Origin of the sequence: Flavobacterium zubiriense (assembly GCF_041729725.1) — a bacterium.
Lineage (GTDB): Bacteria > Bacteroidota > Bacteroidia > Flavobacteriales > Flavobacteriaceae > Flavobacterium > Flavobacterium zubiriense.
Window position 1 is genome coordinate 218,266 of record NZ_JBCFQL010000001.1, and the last position, 23,901, is coordinate 242,166.

At 29.5% G+C, this 23,901-nt stretch carries 23 protein-coding genes; all 23 read left to right on the forward strand.

What is annotated here, in order from left to right:
- The first annotated feature begins 53 nt into the window (after nt 1-53).
- The gene (locus tag AAGV28_RS01020; protein ID WP_373404968.1) at nt 54-1,490 is read left to right on the forward strand and encodes an MBOAT family O-acyltransferase; all 1,437 of its coding nucleotides are present in this window, start codon (nt 54-56) and stop codon (nt 1,488-1,490) included.
- 3 nt (nt 1,491-1,493) lie between these two features.
- A complete protein-coding gene (locus tag AAGV28_RS01025) occupies nt 1,494-2,582 on the forward strand; it encodes an alginate O-acetyltransferase AlgX-related protein (protein ID WP_373404969.1) in 1,089 nt (362 codons plus the stop codon).
- Between the two features lie 99 nt (nt 2,583-2,681).
- Nucleotides 2,682-3,617, forward strand: a complete 936-nt coding sequence (locus AAGV28_RS01030) for a hypothetical protein (RefSeq protein ID WP_373404970.1) — start codon at nt 2,682-2,684, stop codon at nt 3,615-3,617.
- A 408-nt stretch (nt 3,618-4,025) separates the two neighbouring features.
- Nucleotides 4,026-4,928, forward strand: a complete 903-nt coding sequence (locus AAGV28_RS01035; RefSeq protein WP_373404971.1) for a GT-D fold domain-containing glycosyltransferase — start codon at nt 4,026-4,028, stop codon at nt 4,926-4,928.
- Between the two features lie 12 nt (nt 4,929-4,940).
- Nucleotides 4,941-5,864, forward strand: a complete 924-nt coding sequence (locus AAGV28_RS01040; RefSeq protein WP_373404972.1) for a glycosyltransferase family 2 protein — start codon at nt 4,941-4,943, stop codon at nt 5,862-5,864.
- Between the two features lie 29 nt (nt 5,865-5,893).
- Nucleotides 5,894-6,976 carry a DegT/DnrJ/EryC1/StrS family aminotransferase gene (locus AAGV28_RS01045; RefSeq protein WP_373404973.1) on the forward strand — a complete coding sequence of 361 codons (1,083 nt, stop codon included), beginning with the start codon at nt 5,894-5,896 and terminating at the stop codon, nt 6,974-6,976.
- A 4-nt stretch (nt 6,977-6,980) separates the two neighbouring features.
- Nucleotides 6,981-7,613 (forward strand): acetyltransferase, encoded by a 633-nt coding sequence (locus AAGV28_RS01050; protein ID WP_373404974.1) that lies wholly within the window; start codon nt 6,981-6,983, stop codon nt 7,611-7,613.
- Entirely contained in the window at nt 7,613-8,536 is a 924-nt protein-coding gene (locus AAGV28_RS01055) for a glycosyltransferase family 2 protein (protein WP_373404975.1), read from the forward strand. Before AAGV28_RS01050 ends, AAGV28_RS01055 begins: the two co-directional genes overlap by 1 nt.
- Before the next feature lie 41 nt (nt 8,537-8,577).
- A complete protein-coding gene (locus tag AAGV28_RS01060) occupies nt 8,578-9,750 on the forward strand; it encodes a glycosyltransferase (protein ID WP_373404976.1) in 1,173 nt (390 codons plus the stop codon).
- Nucleotides 9,751-9,807: 57 nt separating this feature from the next.
- On the forward strand, nt 9,808-10,815 hold the full coding sequence (locus tag AAGV28_RS01065) for an acyltransferase (RefSeq protein ID WP_373404977.1): 1,008 nt from the start codon (nt 9,808-9,810) through the stop codon (nt 10,813-10,815).
- 38 nt (nt 10,816-10,853) lie between these two features.
- Nucleotides 10,854-11,990: a glycosyltransferase family 4 protein gene (locus AAGV28_RS01070; protein ID WP_373404978.1), complete on the forward strand. Its 1,137-nt coding sequence runs from the start codon at nt 10,854-10,856 to the stop codon at nt 11,988-11,990.
- A complete protein-coding gene (locus AAGV28_RS01075; RefSeq protein WP_373404979.1) occupies nt 11,990-12,940 on the forward strand; it encodes a glycosyltransferase in 951 nt (316 codons plus the stop codon). The genes AAGV28_RS01070 and AAGV28_RS01075 overlap by 1 nt, the downstream gene beginning before the upstream one ends.
- Before the next feature lie 33 nt (nt 12,941-12,973).
- The gene (locus tag AAGV28_RS01080) at nt 12,974-13,993 is read left to right on the forward strand and encodes a glycosyltransferase family 2 protein (protein WP_373404980.1); all 1,020 of its coding nucleotides are present in this window, start codon (nt 12,974-12,976) and stop codon (nt 13,991-13,993) included.
- Nucleotides 13,993-15,024 (forward strand): acyltransferase family protein, encoded by a 1,032-nt coding sequence (locus AAGV28_RS01085; RefSeq protein WP_373404981.1) that lies wholly within the window; start codon nt 13,993-13,995, stop codon nt 15,022-15,024. The genes AAGV28_RS01080 and AAGV28_RS01085 overlap by 1 nt, the downstream gene beginning before the upstream one ends.
- Complete coding sequence (locus tag AAGV28_RS01090; RefSeq protein WP_373404982.1) at nt 15,024-16,112, forward strand: glycosyltransferase family 4 protein; 1,089 nt, start codon at nt 15,024-15,026, stop codon at nt 16,110-16,112. Before AAGV28_RS01085 ends, AAGV28_RS01090 begins: the two co-directional genes overlap by 1 nt.
- Nucleotides 16,096-17,205 (forward strand): glycosyltransferase family 4 protein, encoded by a 1,110-nt coding sequence (locus AAGV28_RS01095; protein WP_373404983.1) that lies wholly within the window; start codon nt 16,096-16,098, stop codon nt 17,203-17,205. Before AAGV28_RS01090 ends, AAGV28_RS01095 begins: the two co-directional genes overlap by 17 nt.
- Before the next feature lie 138 nt (nt 17,206-17,343).
- Nucleotides 17,344-18,297, forward strand: coding sequence for an EpsG family protein (locus AAGV28_RS01100; RefSeq protein WP_373404984.1), 954 nt, complete (start codon nt 17,344-17,346; stop codon nt 18,295-18,297).
- Nucleotides 18,298-19,176, forward strand: a complete 879-nt coding sequence (locus tag AAGV28_RS01105; RefSeq protein ID WP_373404985.1) for a glycosyltransferase family 2 protein — start codon at nt 18,298-18,300, stop codon at nt 19,174-19,176.
- Nucleotides 19,173-20,264: a glycosyltransferase gene (locus tag AAGV28_RS01110; protein WP_373404986.1), complete on the forward strand. Its 1,092-nt coding sequence runs from the start codon at nt 19,173-19,175 to the stop codon at nt 20,262-20,264. Before AAGV28_RS01105 ends, AAGV28_RS01110 begins: the two co-directional genes overlap by 4 nt.
- Nucleotides 20,251-21,396 (forward strand): glycosyltransferase family 4 protein, encoded by a 1,146-nt coding sequence (locus AAGV28_RS01115; RefSeq protein ID WP_373404987.1) that lies wholly within the window; start codon nt 20,251-20,253, stop codon nt 21,394-21,396. The genes AAGV28_RS01110 and AAGV28_RS01115 overlap by 14 nt, the downstream gene beginning before the upstream one ends.
- Before the next feature lie 3 nt (nt 21,397-21,399).
- Nucleotides 21,400-22,518 carry an acyltransferase family protein gene (locus tag AAGV28_RS01120; protein ID WP_373404988.1) on the forward strand — a complete coding sequence of 373 codons (1,119 nt, stop codon included), beginning with the start codon at nt 21,400-21,402 and terminating at the stop codon, nt 22,516-22,518.
- Complete coding sequence (locus tag AAGV28_RS01125; protein ID WP_373404989.1) at nt 22,511-23,113, forward strand: sugar transferase; 603 nt, start codon at nt 22,511-22,513, stop codon at nt 23,111-23,113. The genes AAGV28_RS01120 and AAGV28_RS01125 overlap by 8 nt, the downstream gene beginning before the upstream one ends.
- Nucleotides 23,103-23,714: an acetyltransferase gene (locus AAGV28_RS01130; RefSeq protein ID WP_373404990.1), complete on the forward strand. Its 612-nt coding sequence runs from the start codon at nt 23,103-23,105 to the stop codon at nt 23,712-23,714. The genes AAGV28_RS01125 and AAGV28_RS01130 overlap by 11 nt, the downstream gene beginning before the upstream one ends.
- Nucleotides 23,715-23,901: the final 187 nt, after the last annotated feature.

Here is a 23,901-nt window from a genome sequence, read left to right on the forward strand (position 1 = left end):
TTATAATATAAAATTAAGACTAAGTGTTTAATATTAAAAGATAATAAACTATAATGCTTTTTAATTCAATAGATTTTGCGATATTTTTACCTATAGTATTTCTACTTTACTGGTTCGTAACAAAGAAAAACCTTAGACTTCAAAACTTATTATTACTTGTATCAAGCTACTTTTTTTATGCTTGCTGGGATTGGCATTTTTTATTTTTATTACTATTCTCAACGCTGTTGGATTATTATGCAGGATTGAAAATGCAGAATTCCGAAAATCAACGAAGAAAACGTTTTTGGTTTTGGTTGAGTATAATTATAAATTTAGGTTTTTTAGGTGTTTTTAAATATTATAATTTTTTCATTGAAACATTTACGGAATCAATTTCTTTTTTTGGTTTAAAAATAAATCCTGGATTAATTAGCGTTATACTTCCGGTTGGTATTTCATTTTATACATTTCACGGACTTTCTTATGTTATAGATATTTATAAAAACAGAATTAAAGCAGAAACAGATTTCGTTGATTATGCGGTTTTTGTAAGCTTTTTTCCGTTACTTGTTGCCGGACCAATTGAAAGAGCAACACATTTACTGCCTCAAATTAAAAAAGAAAGAACTTTTGATTATTTAAAAGCTACTGATGGATTGAGACAAATATTATGGGGTTTATTTAAGAAAATCGTAATTGCTGATAACTGTGCTGAATTTGCTAATCAAATTTTCAATAATTCCGCAGAGCAATCAGGAAGTAATTTAATAGTAGGAGCAATATTTTTTACTTTTCAGATTTATGGCGATTTTTCAGGTTATTCAGATATTGCTTTAGGAACAGCGCGTCTTTTTGGGATCGATTTATTGAGAAATTTTGCATTTCCTTATTTTTCAAGAGATATTGCTGAATTTTGGAGACGTTGGCATATTTCACTATCTTCTTGGTTTAAGGATTATTTATACATTCCTCTTGGAGGAAGTATAGGTGGCAATTGGATGCGTATTCGTAACACATTTATCATTTTCATTGTCAGTGGTTTTTGGCATGGTGCTAATTGGACATTTATAGTTTGGGGAGCTTTAAACGCTTTTTTTATTTTGCCATCTATTATAATGAAGACCAACCGTAATAATATGGAAACCGTCGCACAGGGAAAATTGTTGCCAACTATGAAAGAGTTATTTCAAATGACACTTACATTTACCCTAACCGTATTTGCTTGGATTTTTTTTAGAGCTGAAAATATTAGTCATGCCTTAACTTATATTTCAGGGATATTTTCTAAAACACTTTTTACTGTACCTACAATTAAACCACTTTTTCTTTTTCTGCTTATAGTTGGTTTTGTAGTTATAGAATGGTTGGGTAGGGAAGAACAATATGCAATTTCAAAATTAGGTTTTACCTGGAAGGCTCCTCTAAGATATGTCATGTATTATACGCTAATTTTTGCAATTTTTTGGTTTGCAGCTAAAGGAGAACAATTTATTTATTTCCAGTTTTAAACTATGATAAAGTTTATTTCAAAAACGGCATTTTTCATTGTACCTTTCTTCCTTCTATATATAATTAAGTTTTTGTTTCTCTCCGAAAATACAGGGGACTTATTGCGTATAGGATTACTTCCTGGGATAGATAAAGAATATCGACAAAAAATTATTTCATCTGGAAATAAAATGATGTTTGATGAGTTGTCAACATCAAAGGATAAAACCTATAAAATATTGACTATTGGTGATTCATTTTCAGAACAAGGTAAGGATGGTTATCAAAATTTTTTGGTCAATGATTTCAGTGTTTTGCACATTAATCGCTTTATATCAAACTTTAATCAAATTCAAAAATTAATTGAATTGTGTCAGGGTGATTTTTTTGATACTTATAAGATTCAGTATGTTGTTTTAGAAGGTGTAGAGCGACATTTAATTGATAACATTAAAAATATAAACAATAAGGGTAAAATTGATATTAAGCAAATTGATTCATTAATCATTAATCATACAACTCCAAAAGATAAAGAAGAAGACAACTTTTTTTCATCTACAATTTTTAAATTCCCTTATTCGGCTTTGAAATATTATACTGATAAGAATTACATATCTAATAAACAAGTTTTTGTTTTTGAATTAAATACAAGATTATTGTTTAGTAACAATTCAAATGAGTTACTTTTTTATAACTTAGATTTTGATAAAACTAAGCAAAATAATGTGGCTGAAAACGCAACAAAACTCAATGATATTTTAAACAATTTATCAGATAAACTTAAAGAGAAAAACATAAAACTTATATTTTTACCTTGTCCTGACAAATACAGCCTGTATTATGACTATATACTTGATAAGAAAAGTCTACTAAAACCTGTTTTTTTTGATAATTTCAAAAAATTAAATAAAAAATACCTCTATATAGATTCAAAAGAAGTATTGTCAGAGCAATTAAATACAAAAAAAGATTTGTATTATTTTGATGATTCTCATTGGTCTCCGGTAGCATCAGAACTAGTAGCAAAAAAAATAAAAGAAGCAATAATGTTAGAAAAACAAAGTGAAATTGTACAACAAGATATTACCGAAAAAGTTGTTGAAAGGCTTTAATTTGACATTTGCGTAAGTTTCAAAATTTATTCATTAGTTCGACTTTTTGAGATTAAATACATTGTTCTCGGTTATTTTGCAACTAAACTACATATAATAATGGAGAAAACAATAATTAAGTTATTTTCAGTTTTTAATAAAACCATGTCTCAATTCTTAAGAAAAGTAGTAGTATTTCTAACAATCCCTGTAATATTTATTCTGGTAGTTCTTATAGGTTTAAATTTTTTAGTAAAAACGGATTATAAGATAAAACCGGATATTAATTCTCTTTTTATTGGAGATTCACATATTCAACAAACTTTTAATGATAATTTAATACCTCAAAGTTTAAATTGTGGTATTGCTTCTGAATCGTTTTATTTTTCATACTTTAAATTGAAATATTTATTAGACGAGAATCCTTCTATTAAAAATGTTTATTTGGGTTTGAGTTTTCATAGTTTGTCTAATTATTATGAAAGATTTATAAGTGGAGATTATTCTGCTTCAGTTGCACCTAAATATTTCTTTATTTTACCTTGGAAAGAGCAATTGAGATTGATTTATTGGAATAAGGCTAATTTTGTGTCTTTTTTAAGGGAAGTTCTGAATATTGGTTTTTATCAGGTTTTTAATGGACAAGTTTACCCTTTTATTGGAGGTTATTTAGAGCAATTTAGCGAAACCTTTGCTGTTGATTCTTCGATGAATAAAAGATTGAAATTTCAATATTTTAATAACGGTAAATTGAATTCATTTTCGCAATTTAATATTTATTATTTAAATAAAATTATTAGTCTTTGTAAAAAACAGGGTGTTCATTTAGTTATGGTTAATACACCTTTACATGAATATTATTATAAAAAAATCCCGAAAAAATATAAAGATGAATTATTTGAAATAGTGGCAAAGAATCATTTAAACTATATTGATTTTTCAAAATTACAGTTAAAAGATAATTGTTTTACTCCAGATGGAGATCATGTATCTACAATTGGGGCTGTTAAAACATCTAAAATGATAAAAGTAATAATAGATGAAAGCCAAAAATAGTAAAGTAAAAATAGTGTAGATTTTGGTAAATAAAGATTAAAGATTTAGGTATTGAAAGTTTTTTAATCCTTCACAATGATTTGATTTAAAGTTAGATTTTCATTTTATAACGTATGAAAGTTATATGAAATACACACGTTTTAATATCACAAGAAAATAAAGTCTTTTCGATTTTAAATTTTTATCATAATTTTAAACATAACGCTAAGGAGTTGTGTAAAATTTATACATTTTATAAAATTTTTGTTTAAAAAAATTAAATCACTTTGATAAAAAAATTACATACAAATTAAACTTAAAGTGTTTTTAAAAATTTAAAATATAAATAAGATTTTTCCAATCGATTTTCAGTTTCGATAGGTATATAAATATCAGTATTTTTTTACTTGACATATAAAATTTCTATAAATGAAAAAAAATATTCTTAAATTATATTATATTGTATTAGATGTTTTAGAATTTCTAATTAAAGTTTACAATTTTATAATGTCCTTCTTTAGAAAGCAATTAAATGTAAAGAATGCAGATGAGACAATTGATATGTTGTTATCTGGAAATTTTTCGCTTAGTAGATTTGGAGATGGAGAAATTGGTATGCTCAATGGTGGGAGTATCATATTTCAAGAAAACTCTAAAGAATTAACATTAAAACTTCAACAAGTTCTAAATGATAATGATTTGCCAAATCATATTACGGGATTACCTTATGTTTATGTAAATAATTCAATTTTTAGAGAGGATGCTAAACGTTATGTTAGAAAATTTTTATTGAAGAAGAGCCATATCATATATAAATGTATTAATAGAAGTAAGATATATTACGATTCATGTGTAACCCGTTTATATGCGGATATAGAGGATAGATCAAAAGCTAGAAGTCAATTTGAAAAAATCAAACAAATTTGGGTGAATAAAAGTATATTGATAATTGAAGGTGAAAAAAGTCGACTAGGCATTGGGAGTGATTTTTTTTCCAAAACCTCATCAATACGAAGAATAATAGCTCCTTCTTTCAATGCTTTTAACAAATACGAAGAAATTTTAGATATAGCAAAAAAGTCTTGGAATCAAGACGAAATTGTCATTATTGCATTAGGTCCAACAGCTACGATTCTTGCTTATGATTTAGCAAAGCTTGGAATTAGAGCATTGGATTTTGGACATATTGATGTAGAATACGAATGGTGTATATCTAATGCAACATATAAACAACCATTAAAGTATAAATATTTTGGTGATGATTCTTTTGAACCCACAGCAGAGTTGTTAGATGATGAATATGAAAAAAGTATAATCTGCAAAATAATTTAATTAAACTATCTAATGTTCCCACTTGTTACCATTCAAATACCTACCTATAATCAAAAGCAATTTATAAAGGAAGCTTTAGATTCAGCTTTAGCTCAAACTTATGATAATTTGCAAATTATTATAGCTGATGATTGTTCTCCAGACTATAATATATTTGATTTTTTGACTGATTACAAAAATAATCCGAAAGTCCTTATTCATAGGAATGAAACTAATTTAGGAAGAGTTGCTAATTATAGTGCTACGCTTTTTAATCTAGTAAAAGGGGAGTGGTTTATGAATTTAGATGGAGATGATTATTTGGTAAATAACAAGTTCGTAGAAAATGCAATAACCATCATTAAGCAATTTAATAAGGATCAAATTGCCTTTTATAAAGGCAATACCTCGCTTCAAAAATTAGAAGAATCTGGAATAGCAAAAACAATGCTGAATGAGCATACCTATTTGATTCATAATAAAGACTATTTAGCTCATCTTCAGCATGATTTTGGATTTACTCATGGTTCCCAATTGTATAATACTGAAAAAGCCAAAAGTGTCAACGTATACAATCGAAATTTATTAGATATCGATTATTTTTCCTTTCTTAAATGTATTTCTACTGGCGATATAATTGTGAATAATGAGCCTGTTTATCATTGGCGAATTCATGAAGCTCAGGAAACCCATACAGTTACTCCTAAAGAATATTTAAAACGTTTTGAAGCTGTAGTCGAATTAGCAGAAGTTTATAAAGATCTTGGAAAGGAAGGCATTAGCGCAGTGGAATATACAAGATATATGGTGTATATTTATTATTTGATTACTGTATCTAAACAAAAAGTATTGATTCAGGAACTGCCTACAATTTTGAGTAAAACAAAATTAAGTTTTCAATACTTTATTCCTTTATTGGCAACCATTAAAAACTATTATTTCCCCAAAAAAAGTTAATAATCTTTCTGATAATTTATTTTAAACTTATGATTTTAGTTACTAAACCATTTTTACCACCAATTTCAGATTACCACCAATATGTTGAAGGCATTTGGCAGCGCAATTGGCTTACTAATATGGGACCTCTATCAAATGATTTAGAACTCAAATTGAAAGATTTTTTGAAAGTCAAGAATTTGCTGTTTGTTACCAATGGAACCATAGCAATTCAAATGGCGATTAAAGCTTTGGGTTTGAAAGGTGAAATACTTACAACTCCATTTTCATTTGTAGCCACTACTAGTTCTATTGTATGGGAAGCTTGTAAGCCCGTTTTTGTAGATATAGATCCATTGAGTTTAAATATGGACCCATCTAAAATCGAAGCAGCAATAACTCCTAATACATCTGCAATTCTGGCAACTCATGTTTATGGAAATCCTTGTGATGTAGAAGCTATTGACAAAATTGCTAAGAAACATAATCTTAAGGTTATTTATGATGCTGCTCATGCTTTTGGGGTAGAGGTTGCAGGAAAGTCCATATTTGAATATGGCGATATCTCTACTTGTAGCTTACATGCTACTAAGTTATATCATTCAATTGAAGGAGGTCTAATTATTACGAAAGATGAAACGCTTTTAAAGCAATTAGCTTATATTCGTAATTTTGGTTTTGATGGTCCTGAAGCCTTTGCTACCTTAGGTATAAATGGTAAAAATTCAGAGTTTCATGCTGCTATGGGCTTGACAAATCTTACTTTTATTGATAGTATTAGTGAAAAGCGAAAATTACTTTCGGAGCGTTATAATGAAAAATTAAAAGCTTTAAAAGCTGTTCAGCCAAAATGGCATCAAAACTCAAGGAATAATTATGCTTATTATCCACTTGTTTTTGAATCAGAAGCACTTATGTTAAAGTGCTACAATTTCTTGCAAACACATGAGGTGTTTACAAGAAGGTATTTTTACCCTTCCTTGTCTAAATCCCTTCCTTATGTTGAAGAGCAATCATTACCCGAAACAGAAAATATTTCGAGTAGGGTTTTGTGTTTGCCTTTGTATTATGATTTGTCAATTGAAGAAGTCGATTTGATCTGTAATTTATTACTTAACGCTCAAAATAAATAGTGAAATGCTTATTGTAGGTGCTAAAGGCTTTGCAAAAGAAGTTTTGGAAATCATATATCAAAATGGAGCAAATGAAAAAATTTGTTTTTATGATGATGTAAGTCATGATAGTCCAACAATGCTTTACAGCAAATTTCGAGTATTGAAAAGTGAGTTGGAAGCAAAAATATACTTTAAAGAAAGTGGTAGTCAATTCACTTTAGGAATAGGTAATCCGAAGCTTAGATTTAAATTATTTGAAAAATTTGAAGCATTGGGAGGTTACTTTGAATCTACAATAAGCAAACAGGCAGAAATAGGAAGTTTTGGAGTTGAAATTGACCCAGGATGCAATATATTGTCAGGTGTTAGAATCAGTAATGATGTAACAATAGGAATAGGTACAATGATATATTATAATTCAATAATAGCCCATGACGTACAAATTGGCAATTTTTGCGAATTGTCTCCCGGAGTAACTTTATTAGGAAGATGCAAGTTGGGTGATTTTGTACAAGTAGGAGCAGGTTCTATAATATTTCCGGATGTAGAAATTGGATCAAATAGCATTATTGCGGCTGGAGCAGTAGTTCGTGAAAATATTCCTGAAAATGTTATGGTTGCCGGAGTTCCGGCTGTTATTAAAAGAAATTTATAATGAGCAATACGATGGTTACAGTGGTAATGATAACTTATGGACATGAAAAATTTATTAAGCAAGCCATAAAGGGAGTTTTAGAACAAAAAGTAAATTTTCAAGTAGAACTTATTATTGCTAATGATTGCTCTCCAGACAAAACAGCTGAAGAAATTGATGCTATTTTACAAACCGAAACAATTCCTTCGAACATAAATATTGTAAACAAAGAACACAAAAAGAATATAGGAATGATGCCTAATTTTATTTGGGCATTAAAGCAAGCTAAAGGAAAATACATTGCCTTATGCGAAGGGGATGATTATTGGACAGAGCCTACTAAACTGCAACGACAAGTTGATTTTATGGAGCAGCATTCAAACTATATAATGTGTTGCCATGATAGGAATGTAGTAAATGAAAATGATGAAGTATTAATTCAAAATCAACAAACTACTAAAGCAGATAAAGATACATTTGTTCAAACCTTGTTGTATAGAAATATATCCTTTGATGATACATTTTACCATTATTTCGAAAAAGCTAAGAATGGTGATACTTTTTTAATATATCGTTTGCATCAATTAGGAGCCACTCATTATTTTGATTTTAATGGAGCCTGTTACCGGGTTAGTGATGTTGGGGTTTGGAGTAAAGTCAGTGATGATAAGAGGTTTGAAATGAGCATTAGCTCTTTAGATAATATGATTGAATATTATAGTTTTTTAGCCAATAAAGGAGCTATCAAAGAAATAAAAAAATGGAAGGCTGAACAATTTTTAATGAGAAGTAAATCTTTGAGTGAAGCAGGATACAAAACGTCAGCTTTGAATCATATTTTCAGATACAATACTCTATTATTAAGCTCCAACCCAAATCATTTTTTTAGCTTAAATAATTTCAAAACAATTATACTTTTGAATTTAAGATATCTGTTGAGATAATTAATAATTTGAAAGATGAATTTTTTTAAAAACAAAGAATAGTGCAGCACATACTCTTAATGTCACATAAAATGAATTTGGGTGGTACTGAAAAAGCACTATTGTCTTTTATTAATGCCTTAGCTGATAATAATATAAAAGTAACTTTACTATTGTTAGAAGATGGAGGTATTTTAAGAAATGAAATACCAACCTGGGTTCATGTTGAAATCTTAAATGTTTTTGAGAACATAAAGCCAGTTATTTTTGAACCTCCATTAGCTTTAACCAAAATACAATTAAAACAAGGACAGTTTTGGAATGCTTTGAATACTATTTTAAGGTATGTAAAAGTGAAAATTTCAAAATCTTGGTATTATAATTATATAACTGCACTAAAGGATTATAAATCTAATTATAATGCTGATGTGGCAATTGCTTTTGCAGGACCTTCTGATTTTATTTCTTACTTTGTTTTAAAGCATATTGAAGCTCCAAAAAAATACCAATGGATTCACTTTGATGTTCGTGAGGTATTATTAAATACAAATTTTGGCAATAAATATTATTCTGGTTTTGACAAAATATTTTGTGTTTCTGATAATGCGAAAAAAATATTTGATCAAGTTTTTCCTCGATTAAAAAACAAGTCAAATGTTTTCCGAAATATAGTTAGCAAACAGGATTTAGTGAGTAGGGCGTTTCAAGGAAATTCTTTTACAGACGATTTTATGGGCTTGCGTATAGTTACTTTAGGACGACTTTCTAAAGAAAAAGGTCAGGATATGATTCCTGAAGTAGTGAGGCGGTTGGATAAAGACGGTTTTGATTTTAGATGGTATCTTATAGGGGACGGTGATTTAAAGTCTGTTTTGGAACCCCAAATTGAATTGTTGAATATAGGAAATAATTTGGTTCTTTTAGGTTCACAATTAAATCCTTATGCTTATTTAAGAGATTGTGATTTATATGTGCAAACCTCTTTACATGAGGGCTATTGCCTGACTATTCATGAAGCTAAAATGTTTGACAGACCCGTAGTGACTACTCATGTTGCCAGTGCATCTAATTTAATCAAGAACAATGAGGATGGTTTGATTGTTCCCATTTCTGTTAATGGTTTGTATGCTGGTATTAAACAAATGTTATTGGATAGGGAATTAAGAGATAAATGTTCCAAAGCTTTATTAGCTGTAGATACAACAGCTGAAATTCATAAGATTTTTGAGAAATAACAAATGGATAAAAGTTATTAATAGACTATGAATAGCAACTCTTCTGAAATCGTATGGATGAATAATCTAAGAGCTTTAGCTACATTTTCTGTTGTTGTTTTGCATGTATCCTTTCCTTTATTATGTGAATACGGAGTTACAAAAAATAATGACTGGCAGATTGGAAATTTTTTTGACAGTGCAGTTCGTTTTTGTGTGCCTATATTTTTGATGCTTACAGGGGCTCTATTGTTAGCGAAGCCTATAGAGATAGAAAGTTTTTTTAAAAAGCGATTTCTTAAAATATTATTACCCTTTTTGTTTTGGAGTTCTATATATGTGGTATATGGTTTAAATTTAAAGTATGATAAAGGAGAAATTTTGAACTTTTTGGAGTCGTTTAAATTTGTGTATTTACAATTCAAGGATGGAGCATCCTATCATTTATGGTATATATATATGCTTATTGGCTTGTATTTGTTTTTTCCAATTTTAAATAAATGGGTATTAAATTCTGAAGAAAAAGAAATTAGGTATTTTATAATTTTTTGGTTTTTCGTGATGCTTGTAAAACAACCCTACTTGTGTAAGTTTATCCCCGCTATAGATTTGACTTATTTTTCGGGATATATAGATTATTTAGTATTGGGTTATTATTTAGCATTTAAATTTAATTATAAGAAAATAAAGCTATTGTCCGTTTTGATATATGTTGTTGGATTTGGATTTACATTTTTAGGTACTGCTTTTAAAACAATTCATCAAGGAAATGTATATACTATATTTTATGATTATTTATCTCCTAATGTTATCATTGAAGCAATTGGGGTGTTTTTGTTTTTTAAGAGTTTTTCTTTTCAAAATACTAAATTAGAATCATTAATTGATATTGTAAGCAAGCATAGCTATGGGATTTATTTATCGCATGTGTTAATGCTAACAATATTGTATAAATTAGGAATAACTTATTCATTTATAAATCCATTCATAGCTATTCCTCTAACAAGTATTTTGTGCATGATTTTATCTTTGTCTTTTATTGTTTTATTGAAAAAAGTGCCTTTTATAAATAGTTTTATAGGGTAAAGTTTTTTAATATTTTAGTCATTTCAAAATATAAATGAATGAAAATAGTTTATTGCACAGGAGCTTTATATAATCCAGGGGGAGCAGAACGAGTTTTGATAAATAAGGCCAATTATTTGGCTAATCAATCAGGATATGAAGTTTTTATTATTACAGCGGCACAATTGGATAAAGATTATTGTTATGCAATAGATGTAAAAGTAAAATTGATTGATGCAAATATTCATCAGTTTTTTCCAAAAAAGATAATTCCTTATGTCTCTAAAAAAAGGGCTCTCCCTAAAATCATTAAGCACTATCAGAGTATAATTGATACAATTCTTCCGGATATTATTATTGTCAACGAATTAGGATATGATGATGAGGTAATTCCTCGTATTAGGTCAAGAGCTAAAATAATCAGAGAATTTCATTCTTCACATATAGCAGTAAATTATATGATTAAAGCCAAAAATGGGATTTCGAAGCTTAAAACGAAAATAGTAAATCAAAAAAGTTTCAAACAATTTAATAAATTTGATGCTGTAGTTTTATTGACAAAAAAAGATAGTGAGTATGCTCATTATGCAACTAAAGTAGTTGTAATACCTAATATGCTGTTAGAGGTTCCACAAGAATTAAATACTTTAAATAAATCAAAAAGAGTAATTAGTGTTGGTCGATTAGATGATTTGAAAAATCATAAAGATCAAATCAGGGTTTGGAAACAAGTAGCATCTAAAACAGATTGGAACTTACATATTTATGGCGAGGGAATTCTAAAAAATGAATTAACAGCCTTTATCAAAGAATTGAATTTAGAGAACCGGGTTTTTTTAGAGGGTGCTTCTAGTAGTATTATGGATGAATATCTCAATAGTTCCATTTTTTTATTTACACCCAAAGCGGAAGGTTTCGGAATGGTGTTAATTGAAGCCATGTCGGCAGGATTACCCTGCGTTAGTTATGATTATCCTTGTGGTGCCAGTGAAATTATACAAGATGGGAAGTCTGGCTTTTTAATTGAAGTAGGGAATATTGATCAAATAGCAGAGAAAATAAAGTTATTGATTAATAATGATGATTTAAGAACTGAAATGGCAAAGCAAGCAAAAAAACGAAGTTTAAGTTTTTATCCAGAGCATGTTATGCCTAAATGGGAGCATTTGTTTAAAGAATTAATACAGGGAAACTAATGTTTTTATCTATAATTATTCCAGTATATAATGTTGAATTGTATATTGAAGAGTGTTTAAATAGTATTGTCAAGCAATGGCAAGAAGGTATAGAGGTAATTTTGGTAAATGATGGATCTACCGATGAATCTTTAAATTTATGTAAAGAATTTGCCTCAAAATATTCTTATATAAAGTTATTGAATCAAGTAAATTCCGGAGTTAGTGCTGCACGCAATAAAGGATTAGCAGAAGCTGTTGGTGAATATATTTGGTTTGTTGATAGCGATGATTATTTAATGCAAGATGCCTTAAAAATAATTGAGGATATTCTGAAAAGAGATGCCTTAGACATTTTAAGATTTGGTTTTGAATTATTTGAAGATAAATCGAATAAACTTTTACAAATTTATTCTTACGCTCCAACAAAGATTCTGTCTCCTATTGATTATTTTAAAAAAGAAGAATTGCTTATTCAACCATGGGCTGGAATATATAATCGAGTTTTTTTAAAGGAAAATAAGTTGAATTTTTATAAAATTACCATATGTGAGGATGTATGCTTTAATTTAGAAGCATATAGTTTTCCAAGTCGTTTCCAAGTTGTCGATCATGTTTTGTATAGATATAGAGCCCGAGAAAATTCAGCATTGAGATCAGCTGTTGATAAGAATAAAGTTGAATCTGTAGTAAAAATAATTACTACGTGTGATTCCTTAATTGAAAAAAACGGACTGAAAAAGTCTGTACTTCAAGTAAAGAAAAAATACGATTATATTGTTCTTTTAATTGATTTTTTGATTGAATTAAAAGATACTGATTATGAAAAACAAATTTGGGGTAACATTAGTTATCATGTCCCATTGTTGAAAAATGATCCCAAAGGCTTAAAAGTATATAAATTGGTTTTACGTTTTTTTCCAAATTTTTTCTTTTATAACAGGAAGAGAAGCAAACAGAAAATGAATTAATTTTTAGATTATTCGTGTTTAATACTAATAGTAGTGTTTAGAGAAATTTTAATCAGTGTTATTATTCCTGTTTTTAACGCAGAAATATATTTAAGTCATTGTTTGAATTCTATACATCAACAAGATTTTAAAGATTTTGAAGTACTGATAGTGAATGATGGTTCAACAGATTCATCTCTTACAATAGTGCAGCACTATGTTGAAAAAGATAGTCGGTTTGTAGTTCATGAACAATTAAATCAAGGGGTTTCTGCAGCCAGAAATAATGCTTTGTCAAAAGCAAGTGGTGATTTTATAGTATTTGTAGATGCGGATGATTGGTTGGAAGCAGAATACTTATCTACCTTACTCAATACGATGACAGATAATGAAGCTGATTTAGTATGTTGTGGTTATTATGATTATTCTATTTATGCTACACGTTTGCCAATAAATGATTTCAAAGGAAAGACTACAGTTTTAAAAACTGATGAAATGATGTATGCTTTGCTGAATGGAACAGCGGGAGTTCCTTGGGCTAAATTGTATAGAAAAGCTATAATCGACAAGTTTGGTATTCGTTTTAATAATCAAGTTAAGATGTCGGAAGATTTGGTTTTTAATTTAGAATATGTTTCTTGTTGCGAAAATATTATAATTAACAAGTACCATGGATATAATTACAATAGGTTGCATAGTACTTCAGTCTCTTCAAAAGTAAATCCGGATTATTTATCTTCTTATGAAATAAGTAATGAATTAATGATACTATTGTGGAGGAAAATTAAATTAGAGGATTTAAAACTGATTAATTATATCAATCAAAGACTTCGTGTATTTATTGTTACAGTTTGCGGTAATATTGCTACTAACAAAAATACAGCTGTTTTTAAACGTATTGAACAAATCAGATTTTTTTTAGAAGTGAATTTACCTAAAAAATACATCAAACAGTTTAAAAATGAAAAAGAAATTCCATTATGGTTTTTAATGAATAGATTTTATTACTGTTCTTTTTTTTATTTTATGATTAAAAATAAATTTTCAGAATTGAAGTTAAAAATTAAAAAGTAATGATTTCGATGCAACAATCCAATCATTTAAAATCCATAGCTGTTTTAATGATGCTGTGCCTTCATTTATTCAATACTTTGGATTATCAAGGATTGTTTAAAACCGTGCTATACATTGGTTCAAAACCTTTAATTTATTATATCTCATTGTTTTGCGACGCATGTGTACCCATTTTTGCTTTTGTAAGCGGTTACGGATTGTATTTTAAATACAAACAAAACTCAAAAGTTTATTGGAAAGGTAATTTGAAACGTTTAAAAAAACTCTATTTAAATTATTGGATAATTATTATACTATTTCCAGTAGGCTTAGGACTTTTATTTCAAAAAGAAGGCTACCCTGGTTCAATACTAACTTTTATTGGAAATTTATTGGGTATAGCTACTTCATATAATGGTGCTTGGTGGTTTTTTACCATTTATGTTTTGTTTGTTTTAACCTCTTATTTCTGGTTTCAACTTTTGGATAAGATCAATCCTTATCTTTTTTTAATACTACTTTTTGGGGTATATATTTGTTGTTTTTATTTCAGAGTTTATCAGCCAGCTAATTATACGAATGTTATAGTAAATCAGTTTCTTACACAAGTAGTACTATATGGCTGTACCTTGTTTCAATTTATGTTAGGTGTTTTTGCATTGCGTTTCAAATGGAATACTAAGGTGACTAACCTTTTAATAGACATAAAAAATAAGAATGGCTTATTTGTATTAGTTACCATTTTGTTGATTTTAGTACATGCACTAGTGCCCAATTTTATTATCGCTCCTTTTACCGCTTTGGTGTTTGTATTTTTGTTTACACAAATTAAATTGAATTCTTTTTTGAGTAAATTACTTGATTTTTTTACACCTCATGCTACCAATATTTGGCTAATTCACATGTTTTTTTATATGATTTTTTTTAAATCATTTATTTATAGTGCTCATTATGTATTACCAATATTCTTGTTGTTAGTTTTTTGTTGTGTTTGTAGTTCTATTGTTGTAAACAAAGTAAATAGTATGGTTTTGCAAATTGTAAAAATATAATGAAACTTTTATATATAACAAATGGTATTAATGGTGCAGGTGGATTAGAAAGAGTACTTTCTATTAAAGCTTCTTATTTAGTTGAACTCTATAGTTATGATGTTAGTATTCTTTGTTTGAATAATAGTGCTGAAAATCCATTTTATACTTTTTCGAATAAAATAAAAATATATAGTATTGCAGTAAGAGATAGTCCTATTCAATATTTATTAGATTATAAAAAAGGAATAAAGCAAATAGTTAAGCAAGTCAAACCAGATGTGATTTCAGTATGTGACGACGGTTTAAAAGGCTTTTTTGTTCCTAGAATAATTGGAACTCAAATACCAATTATTTACGAGCGTCATGCTTCCGTAAATTTAAACACGAATAATTCCATCACAGGGAAATTAATTCGTAGTTTAATGCAATCCCAATTGAAGTGCTTTTCAAGATTTGTAGTCTTAACTGATTCTAATATAAAGGAGTGGAAAGGAAGAAACATTGTTGCCATTGCCAATCCTCTGAGTTTTGCCCCCCATTCAGGTAATTCATTAGATCAAAAAAAAGTGATAGCTGTAGGTTCTCATTCTTACAATAAAGGCTACGATTTATTGTTGAAAGCATGGAAAGAAGTAATAATTCAATATCCAGATTGGAAGTTGTCAATTTACGGTAAAATAGATGCTGAAAAAGAATTTGTTAGATTAGCAGAAAAATTAAACTTAAAGGATAAGGTGTTTTTTTTTGAACCTGTTGTTGCTATACAGCAAAAATATTTAGAATCTTCTATTATGGTTTTGCCTTCCCGATCTGAAGGATTTGGAATGGTTTTGATAGAAGCGATGGCTTGTGGGATTCCCTGTGTAAGTTTTGATTGTCCATCAGGGCCGAGGGATATTATTAGTGATGGGGAAGATGGTTTTTTGATTCCTGCTCAAGATGTTTCAATAATGGTGGCTAAGATAAAAGCCTTGATTGAAGATGAAGACTTAAGGTTGAAAATGGGAACTACAGCTTATGAAAACGTGAGCCGTTTTCTACCTGAAAAAATTATTGAGAAATGGGATTCGCTCTTTAAAACAATTGTGTATGAAAATAATCTTTAGTACGGATCAAATTTATCTTCATGGAGGAATAGAAAAAGTATTGGCTGAAAAGGCTAATTATTTTGCTGATATTTGTGGTTATGAGGTTATTGTTTTGACAAATGAACAGAAAAAACAAGCTCCCTGTTATGCTATAAGTGCTAAAATACAATTGTTAGATTTAGCGATTAATTATAATAGAAAAAAGAGTTATTTTTCATGGGCTAATTTGCAGAAATTACCCAATCATATTTATCAATTAAATAATATTCTACATGAGCTTCAACCTGATGTGGTTATTGTATCTAATTTTGGATATGAAACTTATTTGATTCCTTTTTTGTATAAAAAGGCAAAAAAAATTAAAGAATTTCATTCTTCCCGTTATTTCGAATCACAATTAAGAAAACAAAATGTATCTTTTCTTAAAAAGAGTTATAATCAGTTTAATGATTGGATTGAATCAAAGTACCATTATTTGATAGTTTTAAATCAAGACGAGGTCTCCTATTACAATAGTGATAACGTTGTTGTTATTCCTAATCCTGTAAGCATTCCAAAAGGAACAGCAAGCCTGACGAATAAAAAAGTAATTGCAGCGGGCAGAATTGCCCCAGTAAAAGGTTTTGATAAATTAATCCAAGCTTGGAAAAAAGTACACGCAGTTGTTCCAGAATGGGAATTGCATTTTTTTGGGGAGGATTATTTGGAAACTCAAAAGCAATTAGAAATTTTAATCAAGGAGTATAATTTAGAAAAAGTAATTTTTTTTAAAGGAACTTCTTCTAATATGGTTCAAACTTTTACAGATTATAGTTTGTATGTCATGAGTTCCGTAACCGAATGTTTTCCTATGGTTTTATTAGAAGCTTTGTCGGTTGGTTTACCTGTTGTTTCTTTTGACTGTCCTCACGGTCCTCGCAATATTATCACAAACAATGAAGATGGGGTGTTGGTCGAAAATCAAAGTATAGAAGATTTGACTGAAAAAATTTTATTTTTAATAGAAAATGAAAACAACAGAGTTGCTTTTGGAATACAAGCCAAAAGAAATAGTTTTAAATTTTCGACTCCAGTTGTGATGCAACATTGGATTGATGTATTGAATTCTTAAATTATGTTTGATTTTATTCCTGTATTTTTTTATACCAAAATCTATTATTACTTTTTGTTAGTCGTAATGTTAGTATTTTTTTTTAGATCTAAGTCGGTACCAATAACAGATTCCAAAAATATTAAATCGAACCGAAATTTGACAACTTTTTTAGTGATTTTTACAATTTTTTATATTGGTTTTAGACCGTTGAGTTTTGTTTTTGGTGATATGGGGACATATGCGGAAATATTTAATAAATATCAATTAGGGATTGATAATTCTTATTTTAAAGAAGATTATCTATTTGAATTCTTTATAAGAACTTGTGCTCAGACGATGAGCGTAGAGGTATTTTTCCTACTTTGCGCAATATTGTATGTATTACCTTTATGGGTGGCCTGTAAAAAGTGGTTTAAGGACTATGCTTTTTATGCTTTTCTCGCATTGATAACTTCTTTTTCATTTTGGTCTTTTGGTACTAATGGGATTAGAAATGGTATTGCGACTTCTATTTTTTTATATGCCTTATCCAGAGATAAATTAAGTATTAAAATTTTATTTATAATTATTGCTTTTGGTTTTCATAAATCTATAGCTATACCGGTAGCTGCTTTAATACTTACTTATTTTTATTCTAATCCCAAAAAATATTTTTATGGTTGGTTGCTGTGTATTCCATTATCCTTAGTCTCTGGTGGTTTTTGGGAAGGTTTGTTTGCTGGTTTTATGGCCGATGAGAGAAGTAGTTATTTAACAGATGGAAATATTAATAATGACTCTTTTAGCAGCAGTGGGTTTCGATGGGATTTTTTGTTATACAGTGCTTCGGCAGTATATACAGCCTACTTTTTTATCTTTAAAAAGAATTTTACTGATCAAAGATATAATCGATTAGTTTGTGTGTATTTAGCAGCCAACGCTTTTTGGGTATTGGTTATCCGGGCTAATTTTTCGAATCGTTTTGCCTATTTATCTTGGTTTATGATGGGGATTGTTATTGTGTATCCTTTTTTAACTAAAATTCAAATCAAAAAGCAGCATCAGGTTTTAGGATTGGTTCTGTTAGCTTATTTTGGATTTACTTTTTTAATGAATGTCATACTTGTATAAATGAAAAGTTTAACTGTTTTTACCCCATCTTATAATAGAGCCTATCTGTTGCCTCAATTATATAGTAGTCTATGTAATCAGTCCAGTCAGGATTTTATATGGTTGATTGTAGATGATGGTTCAACCGATAATTCTCAGGAATTGATAAAGGGATGGATGACTGAAGATAAAATACAGATTCAGTATGTTTATCAGGAGAATCAGGGGATGCATGGAGCTCATAATGCAGCGTACGCAAATATTAAATCCGAGTTTAATGTATGTATTGACTCAGATGATTTTATGCCGGATAATGCAGTTGAAATTATTTTAAGAGAATGTGAAAATCTTGATGAAAAATATGCTGGAATTTTAGGACTTGATGCTAATAAAAATGGAGAGATTATAGGTACTGGAATTCCAGAGAGTTTAACTGCGGTTAAATTGAATGAATTATATTCTTTGCATAAGATAAAAGGAGACAAAAAAATAGTATATCGCACCGAAATTGTAAAAAAGTATCCTAAATATCCTCTTTATGAAAAAGAGCGATTTGTCCCTTTGGACTACCTCTATTTATTAATTGATCAGGATTATCATCTAAAACCAGTCAATAAAATATTATGTATTGTAGAATATCAGGCAGATGGTTCTTCCATGAATATTTTCAAACAATACCGCAATCATCCTAATGGATTTGCATTTTCCCGTGTTAGCCGGATTAAATATGCAAAAACTTTTGAGGAGCGTTTTAAAAATGCTATTCATTTAGTGTCCTCATCATTTTTTGCCAATAAACTTTCGTGGTTGTTTAAATCAGATAAACCATTGTTGGTTTTTACGGCTGTACCTTTTGGAATTTTATTAAATGTGTATATTCGATATAAAACTAAATCATGAAAGTTCTTCAAATTATCAATTCTTTAGGAACAGGAGGAGCTGAAAAGTTATTATTAGAGACTTTACCTCTATACAAAGAAAAAGGGATTATAGTTGATTTGTTAGTTTTAAATGGCACAAATTATCCATTTATGGAGGAATTGAAAGCGTTAAATTGTTGTAAAATTTATTCACTAGGTTCTCATTCTGTTTATAATCCAGTTAATATATTTAAGCTAATTCGTTATTTATATGAATATGATATAGCTCATGTACATTTGTTTCCAGCCCAATATTGGGTGGTTTTGGCAAAAACAATATCTTTTTCAAAAATCAAACTTTTTTTTACTGAGCATAGTACTTCAAACAGAAGAATGGAATTACCTCTATTCTCTATATTGGATCGTGTTTTTTATAGTAGTTATAGAAAAATAATTACTATTTCAGAAGGAGTAAATGACTCATTGATAAAGCATTTAAGAAGTGGTAAAAAAAATATCGTTATTCTTAACGGCATCAATTTGATTAAGGTAAATCTTGCAAAAAAAAAATTAACAAAAGATTCTTTGTTTTTTCATCATAATAATAAGTTATTAATTCAGGTGGGGGGATTTAGAAAACAAAAAGATCAGGATACAACTATTCGTTCTCTACAATATTTGCCCTCTAATTTTCATTTATTATTAGTAGGAGTAGGAGAAAGAGAAAAGCAATTAAAAAATTTAGTTATACAACTCAAACTAGAGGATAGAGTACATTTTATGGGGGTTAGAAAAGATGTTTTTTCAATTTTAAAAAATATTGATGTTGTAATTGTATCATCACATCAAGAGGGGTTTGGTTTAGCAGCTGTAGAAGGTATGGCAGCAAAAAAACCTGTCATTGCATCAGATGTTCCTGGATTATCTGAAGTAGTGAAAGGAGCAGGTGTTTTATTTGAATTAGGGAATGCTAAGGAATTAGCTGAACGCATTCAGGAACTTCTGGGAGATGAAAGCTTATATAATCGTATAGCTCAGGCTTGTCAACTTAGAGCCACTCAATACAATATAGAGAATATGATTCAAAAACATATTGATTTATACCAAGAAGTATATGCGTCAATATAAAATAATCCGCACTTCCACCGTAGCGATGTCTTTGGATTTTTTACTCAAAGGACAGTTGGAGTTTTTAAATCAATATTTTGAGGTAATTGCTGTTTCTGGTGAGGATAAACATCTTAAGACTGTTGCCAAAAGAGAAAAAGTAAAAACAGCATCCGTTCCAATGCAAAGAAATATCAGTCCGCTAAAAGATTTGGTTTCTTTATGGAGATTGTATTGGTTGTTTAAAAGAGAAAAACCTGAAATTGTACATTCGATTACGCCCAAAGCAGGATTGTTGTCTATGTTAGCGGGTAAACTAGCGGGGGTACCTATTCGAATCCATACCTTTACAGGATTAATTTTCCCGAGTAAAACAGGGTTTTTGCAGCAGCTTTTAATTTTCATGGATCGCTTGTTATGTGCTTGTGCCACGCATATCTACCCCGAAGGACAAGGAGTTAAGAAAGATTTGTTACACTATAAAATTACATCAAAACCTTTGAAAGTGATTGCTAATGGTAATGTAAACGGAATTGATACCACTTATTTTGCTAAAGAGAAAGTAGCTTTTCAAGAACAGGCATGTTTAAAAAAAGAGTTGGGTATTGGCGAAAATGATTTTGTATTTGTTTTCGTTGGTCGCTTAGTTGGAGACAAAGGGATTAATGAATTGGTAGTAGCCTTTTCACAACTCACAACTCACAACTCACAACTACTTTTGGTAGGCCCTTTAGAATCGGATCTCGACCCCTTACATTCCGAAACCTTAAAAGAAATCAAGAACAACACAAATATCATTTCAGTTGGATTTAAAAATGATGTACGTTTGTATTATGGTATTTCGGATTGCTTGGTTTTTCCATCTTATCGTGAAGGTTTTCCTAATGTAGTTTTACAGGCTGGAGCTATGGGATTGCCTGCAATTGTAACGGATATTAATGGTTCTAATGAGATAATTGTGCATGGAAAAAACGGAATTATTATTCCATCTCAAAACACAATAGCACTTCGGGAAGCTATGTTGAAAATGATGATAGAAAAAGCGTTTTATAATGAATTGCAGCAAAATGCTCGTAAAATGATTGTTTCCCGATATGAGCAGAAAGTGGTTTGGGAGGCAATTTTGGAAGAATATACAGATTTAAATAAATGATTGATGGAAGATAAACCAATATTTTTACCAGGTTTAAATGGTATCAGAACTATTGCAGCTATTGGTGTTATGATGTCTCATATAAATTTAGCTTTAAATAAATTTAATATTACTTGTACCTCCTTGTTTGGTTTTAATGAGGAACATAAACCAGGAGGTTGGCTTTTAGGAGAACATGGAGTAACCATGTTTTTTGTTTTAAGTGGATTTCTTATAACATTTTTATTGCACAAAGAGTTTGAAAAAACAGGAAATGTAAATATTAAGGCTTTTTATATTCGGCGAATATTAAGGATTTGGCCGTTATATTATCTTTATTTTTTTATTGTTATTATAACACTATTTGTTTTGTATGGAAATTTACCGTCAATTTCAACTTTTCTTTATTATTCTTTTTTTTTAGCAAATGTACCATTTGTAACGGAGAAGGCATTACCAGCTTTGGATCATTTTTGGTCAATTGGAGTTGAAGAACAATTTTATTTATTTTGGCCTTTTTTATTTGTTTTTTGTAATTTAAAGTTAAAAAAAGTAATTCTATTTTTAATTACAGTTTTGGCTTTGTTTAGAATCTTTATTTGGTATAAAATGCCCTTTAGTTTGATAGCATTGTATTCAGTTGTGAATAGATTTGACTGTATGTTACTTGGGGCTCTTGGTGCAATTTTATATCTTGAAAAAAGTAAAATAATAGATTTTTTAAATCTAAAATTTGTTCAATATTTTTCTTGGTTTATTATGTTATTATTAATTACAAATCAACTTAATTTTTTTAATTCAATTATCGAGATTTTTTTAATTGCTTTTGTGACTCTTTGTATTATTATTGGTCAGATAAATGTTAAAAATAGAGTTGTGAATTTAGAAAATACAATTATGTCATATCTTGGAAGATTGTCTTTTGGGATTTATGTATATCATCCTTTATTGATATTGTTAGTGTCACATTTCTTCATAAATAAAAACTATTTCAATGAATTGATATATACTATTTTAGTTTTTAGTCTAATTATAACATTTACAGTAGTAATATCCCATTTCAGTTATTTTTATTTTGAAAATCGTTTTTTGAGATTAAAGTCCAAGTTCTCAATAATTCATTCGACTAATTCTAATGTATAAGTTTTTTTTTAAAAGAATATTTGATTTTGTAACCGCTTTAATAGGATTCATCATTTTGAGTCCTATATTTATAATTGTTACTGTTGGATTGTATTTTGCTAATGCTGGAAAGCCATTTTTTTTTCAATTGCGTCCGGGGCAGCACGGTGTGATTTTTAAGATTATCAAATTCAAAACGATGAACGATAAAAAAGATGCTGATGGGAATTTATTATCCGATGCTCAAAGATTGACTAAAATAGGCAGTTTTGTTCGTAAAACTTCTTTGGATGAGATTCCACAATTGTTGAATGTGCTTAAAGGGGATATGAGTTTGATAGGACCAAGACCTTTGTTGGTTCATTATTTGGATTTGTATTCTGAGTTTCAGAATAGACGGCATGAAGTAAAGCCGGGTATTACAGGTTGGGCGCAGGTGAATGGTCGCAATGCCATTTCCTGGAAAAAAAAATTTGAACTAGATGTTTGTTATGTCGATCATATTTCCTTTGTTTTAGATGTTAAAATTCTATTCAAAACTATTTTGAAAGTGGTACAAAGTGAAGGTATTAATGCAGCTGATGTTGCAACAATAGAGCCATTCGATGGAAAATAAAATCATTTTATTTGGAGCAAGTGGTCATTGCAAAGTGGTTATTGATATTTTAAAATGCAACCATATAAATATTAGCACTGTCGTTGATGATAATCCCAAAACTACAACATTGTTAGGGATTCCGGTGCTACATTCGGATGGCTTTCTTCAGGATGGAGAACAGAGGGTAATTGTTTCCATTGGCGATAATGCTATTCGAAAAAAAATCGTTCAAAGAGTGGGAGGGAATTTTTATCGGGCGATTCATCCCCAAGCCATTGTTTCGAGCTTCTCTACAATTGGAATAGGAACAGTGTTAATGGCGGGTGCCATTGTAAATCCCGATGCTATAGTAGGAGCACATTGTATTATTAATACAGCTGCTGTAGTGGAACATGATTGTGTGCTTGAAGATTATGTACACCTTTCGCCTCATGTGTCATTAGCGGGTGGAGTTAAAGTGGGTGAAGGTACTCATGTGGGTATCGGTGCTTGTGTAATTCAAGGTGTTAGCCTAGGGAAGTGGGTAACTATTGGAGCGGGTTCGGTAATCCTAAAAGACGTTCCTGATTATGCTGTTGTAGTAGGTAATCCGGGTAGGATTATAAAAAGCAAAAAATAATTTTGCTAGTTATAATGTATCGAGAAGTATAAGTTGTACGATGGTTCTCGATACTAATTTTCAGCAAAAGCTATTCGCGTTTTCTAAAAATTCACTCGAACTGACGAATTCTGGTTCGTCACTTCGAGTGTTTTGGCTTGATAGATTTGATTGGAGTGGTGTTTTGAATAAGCCAAAATGTATCGAG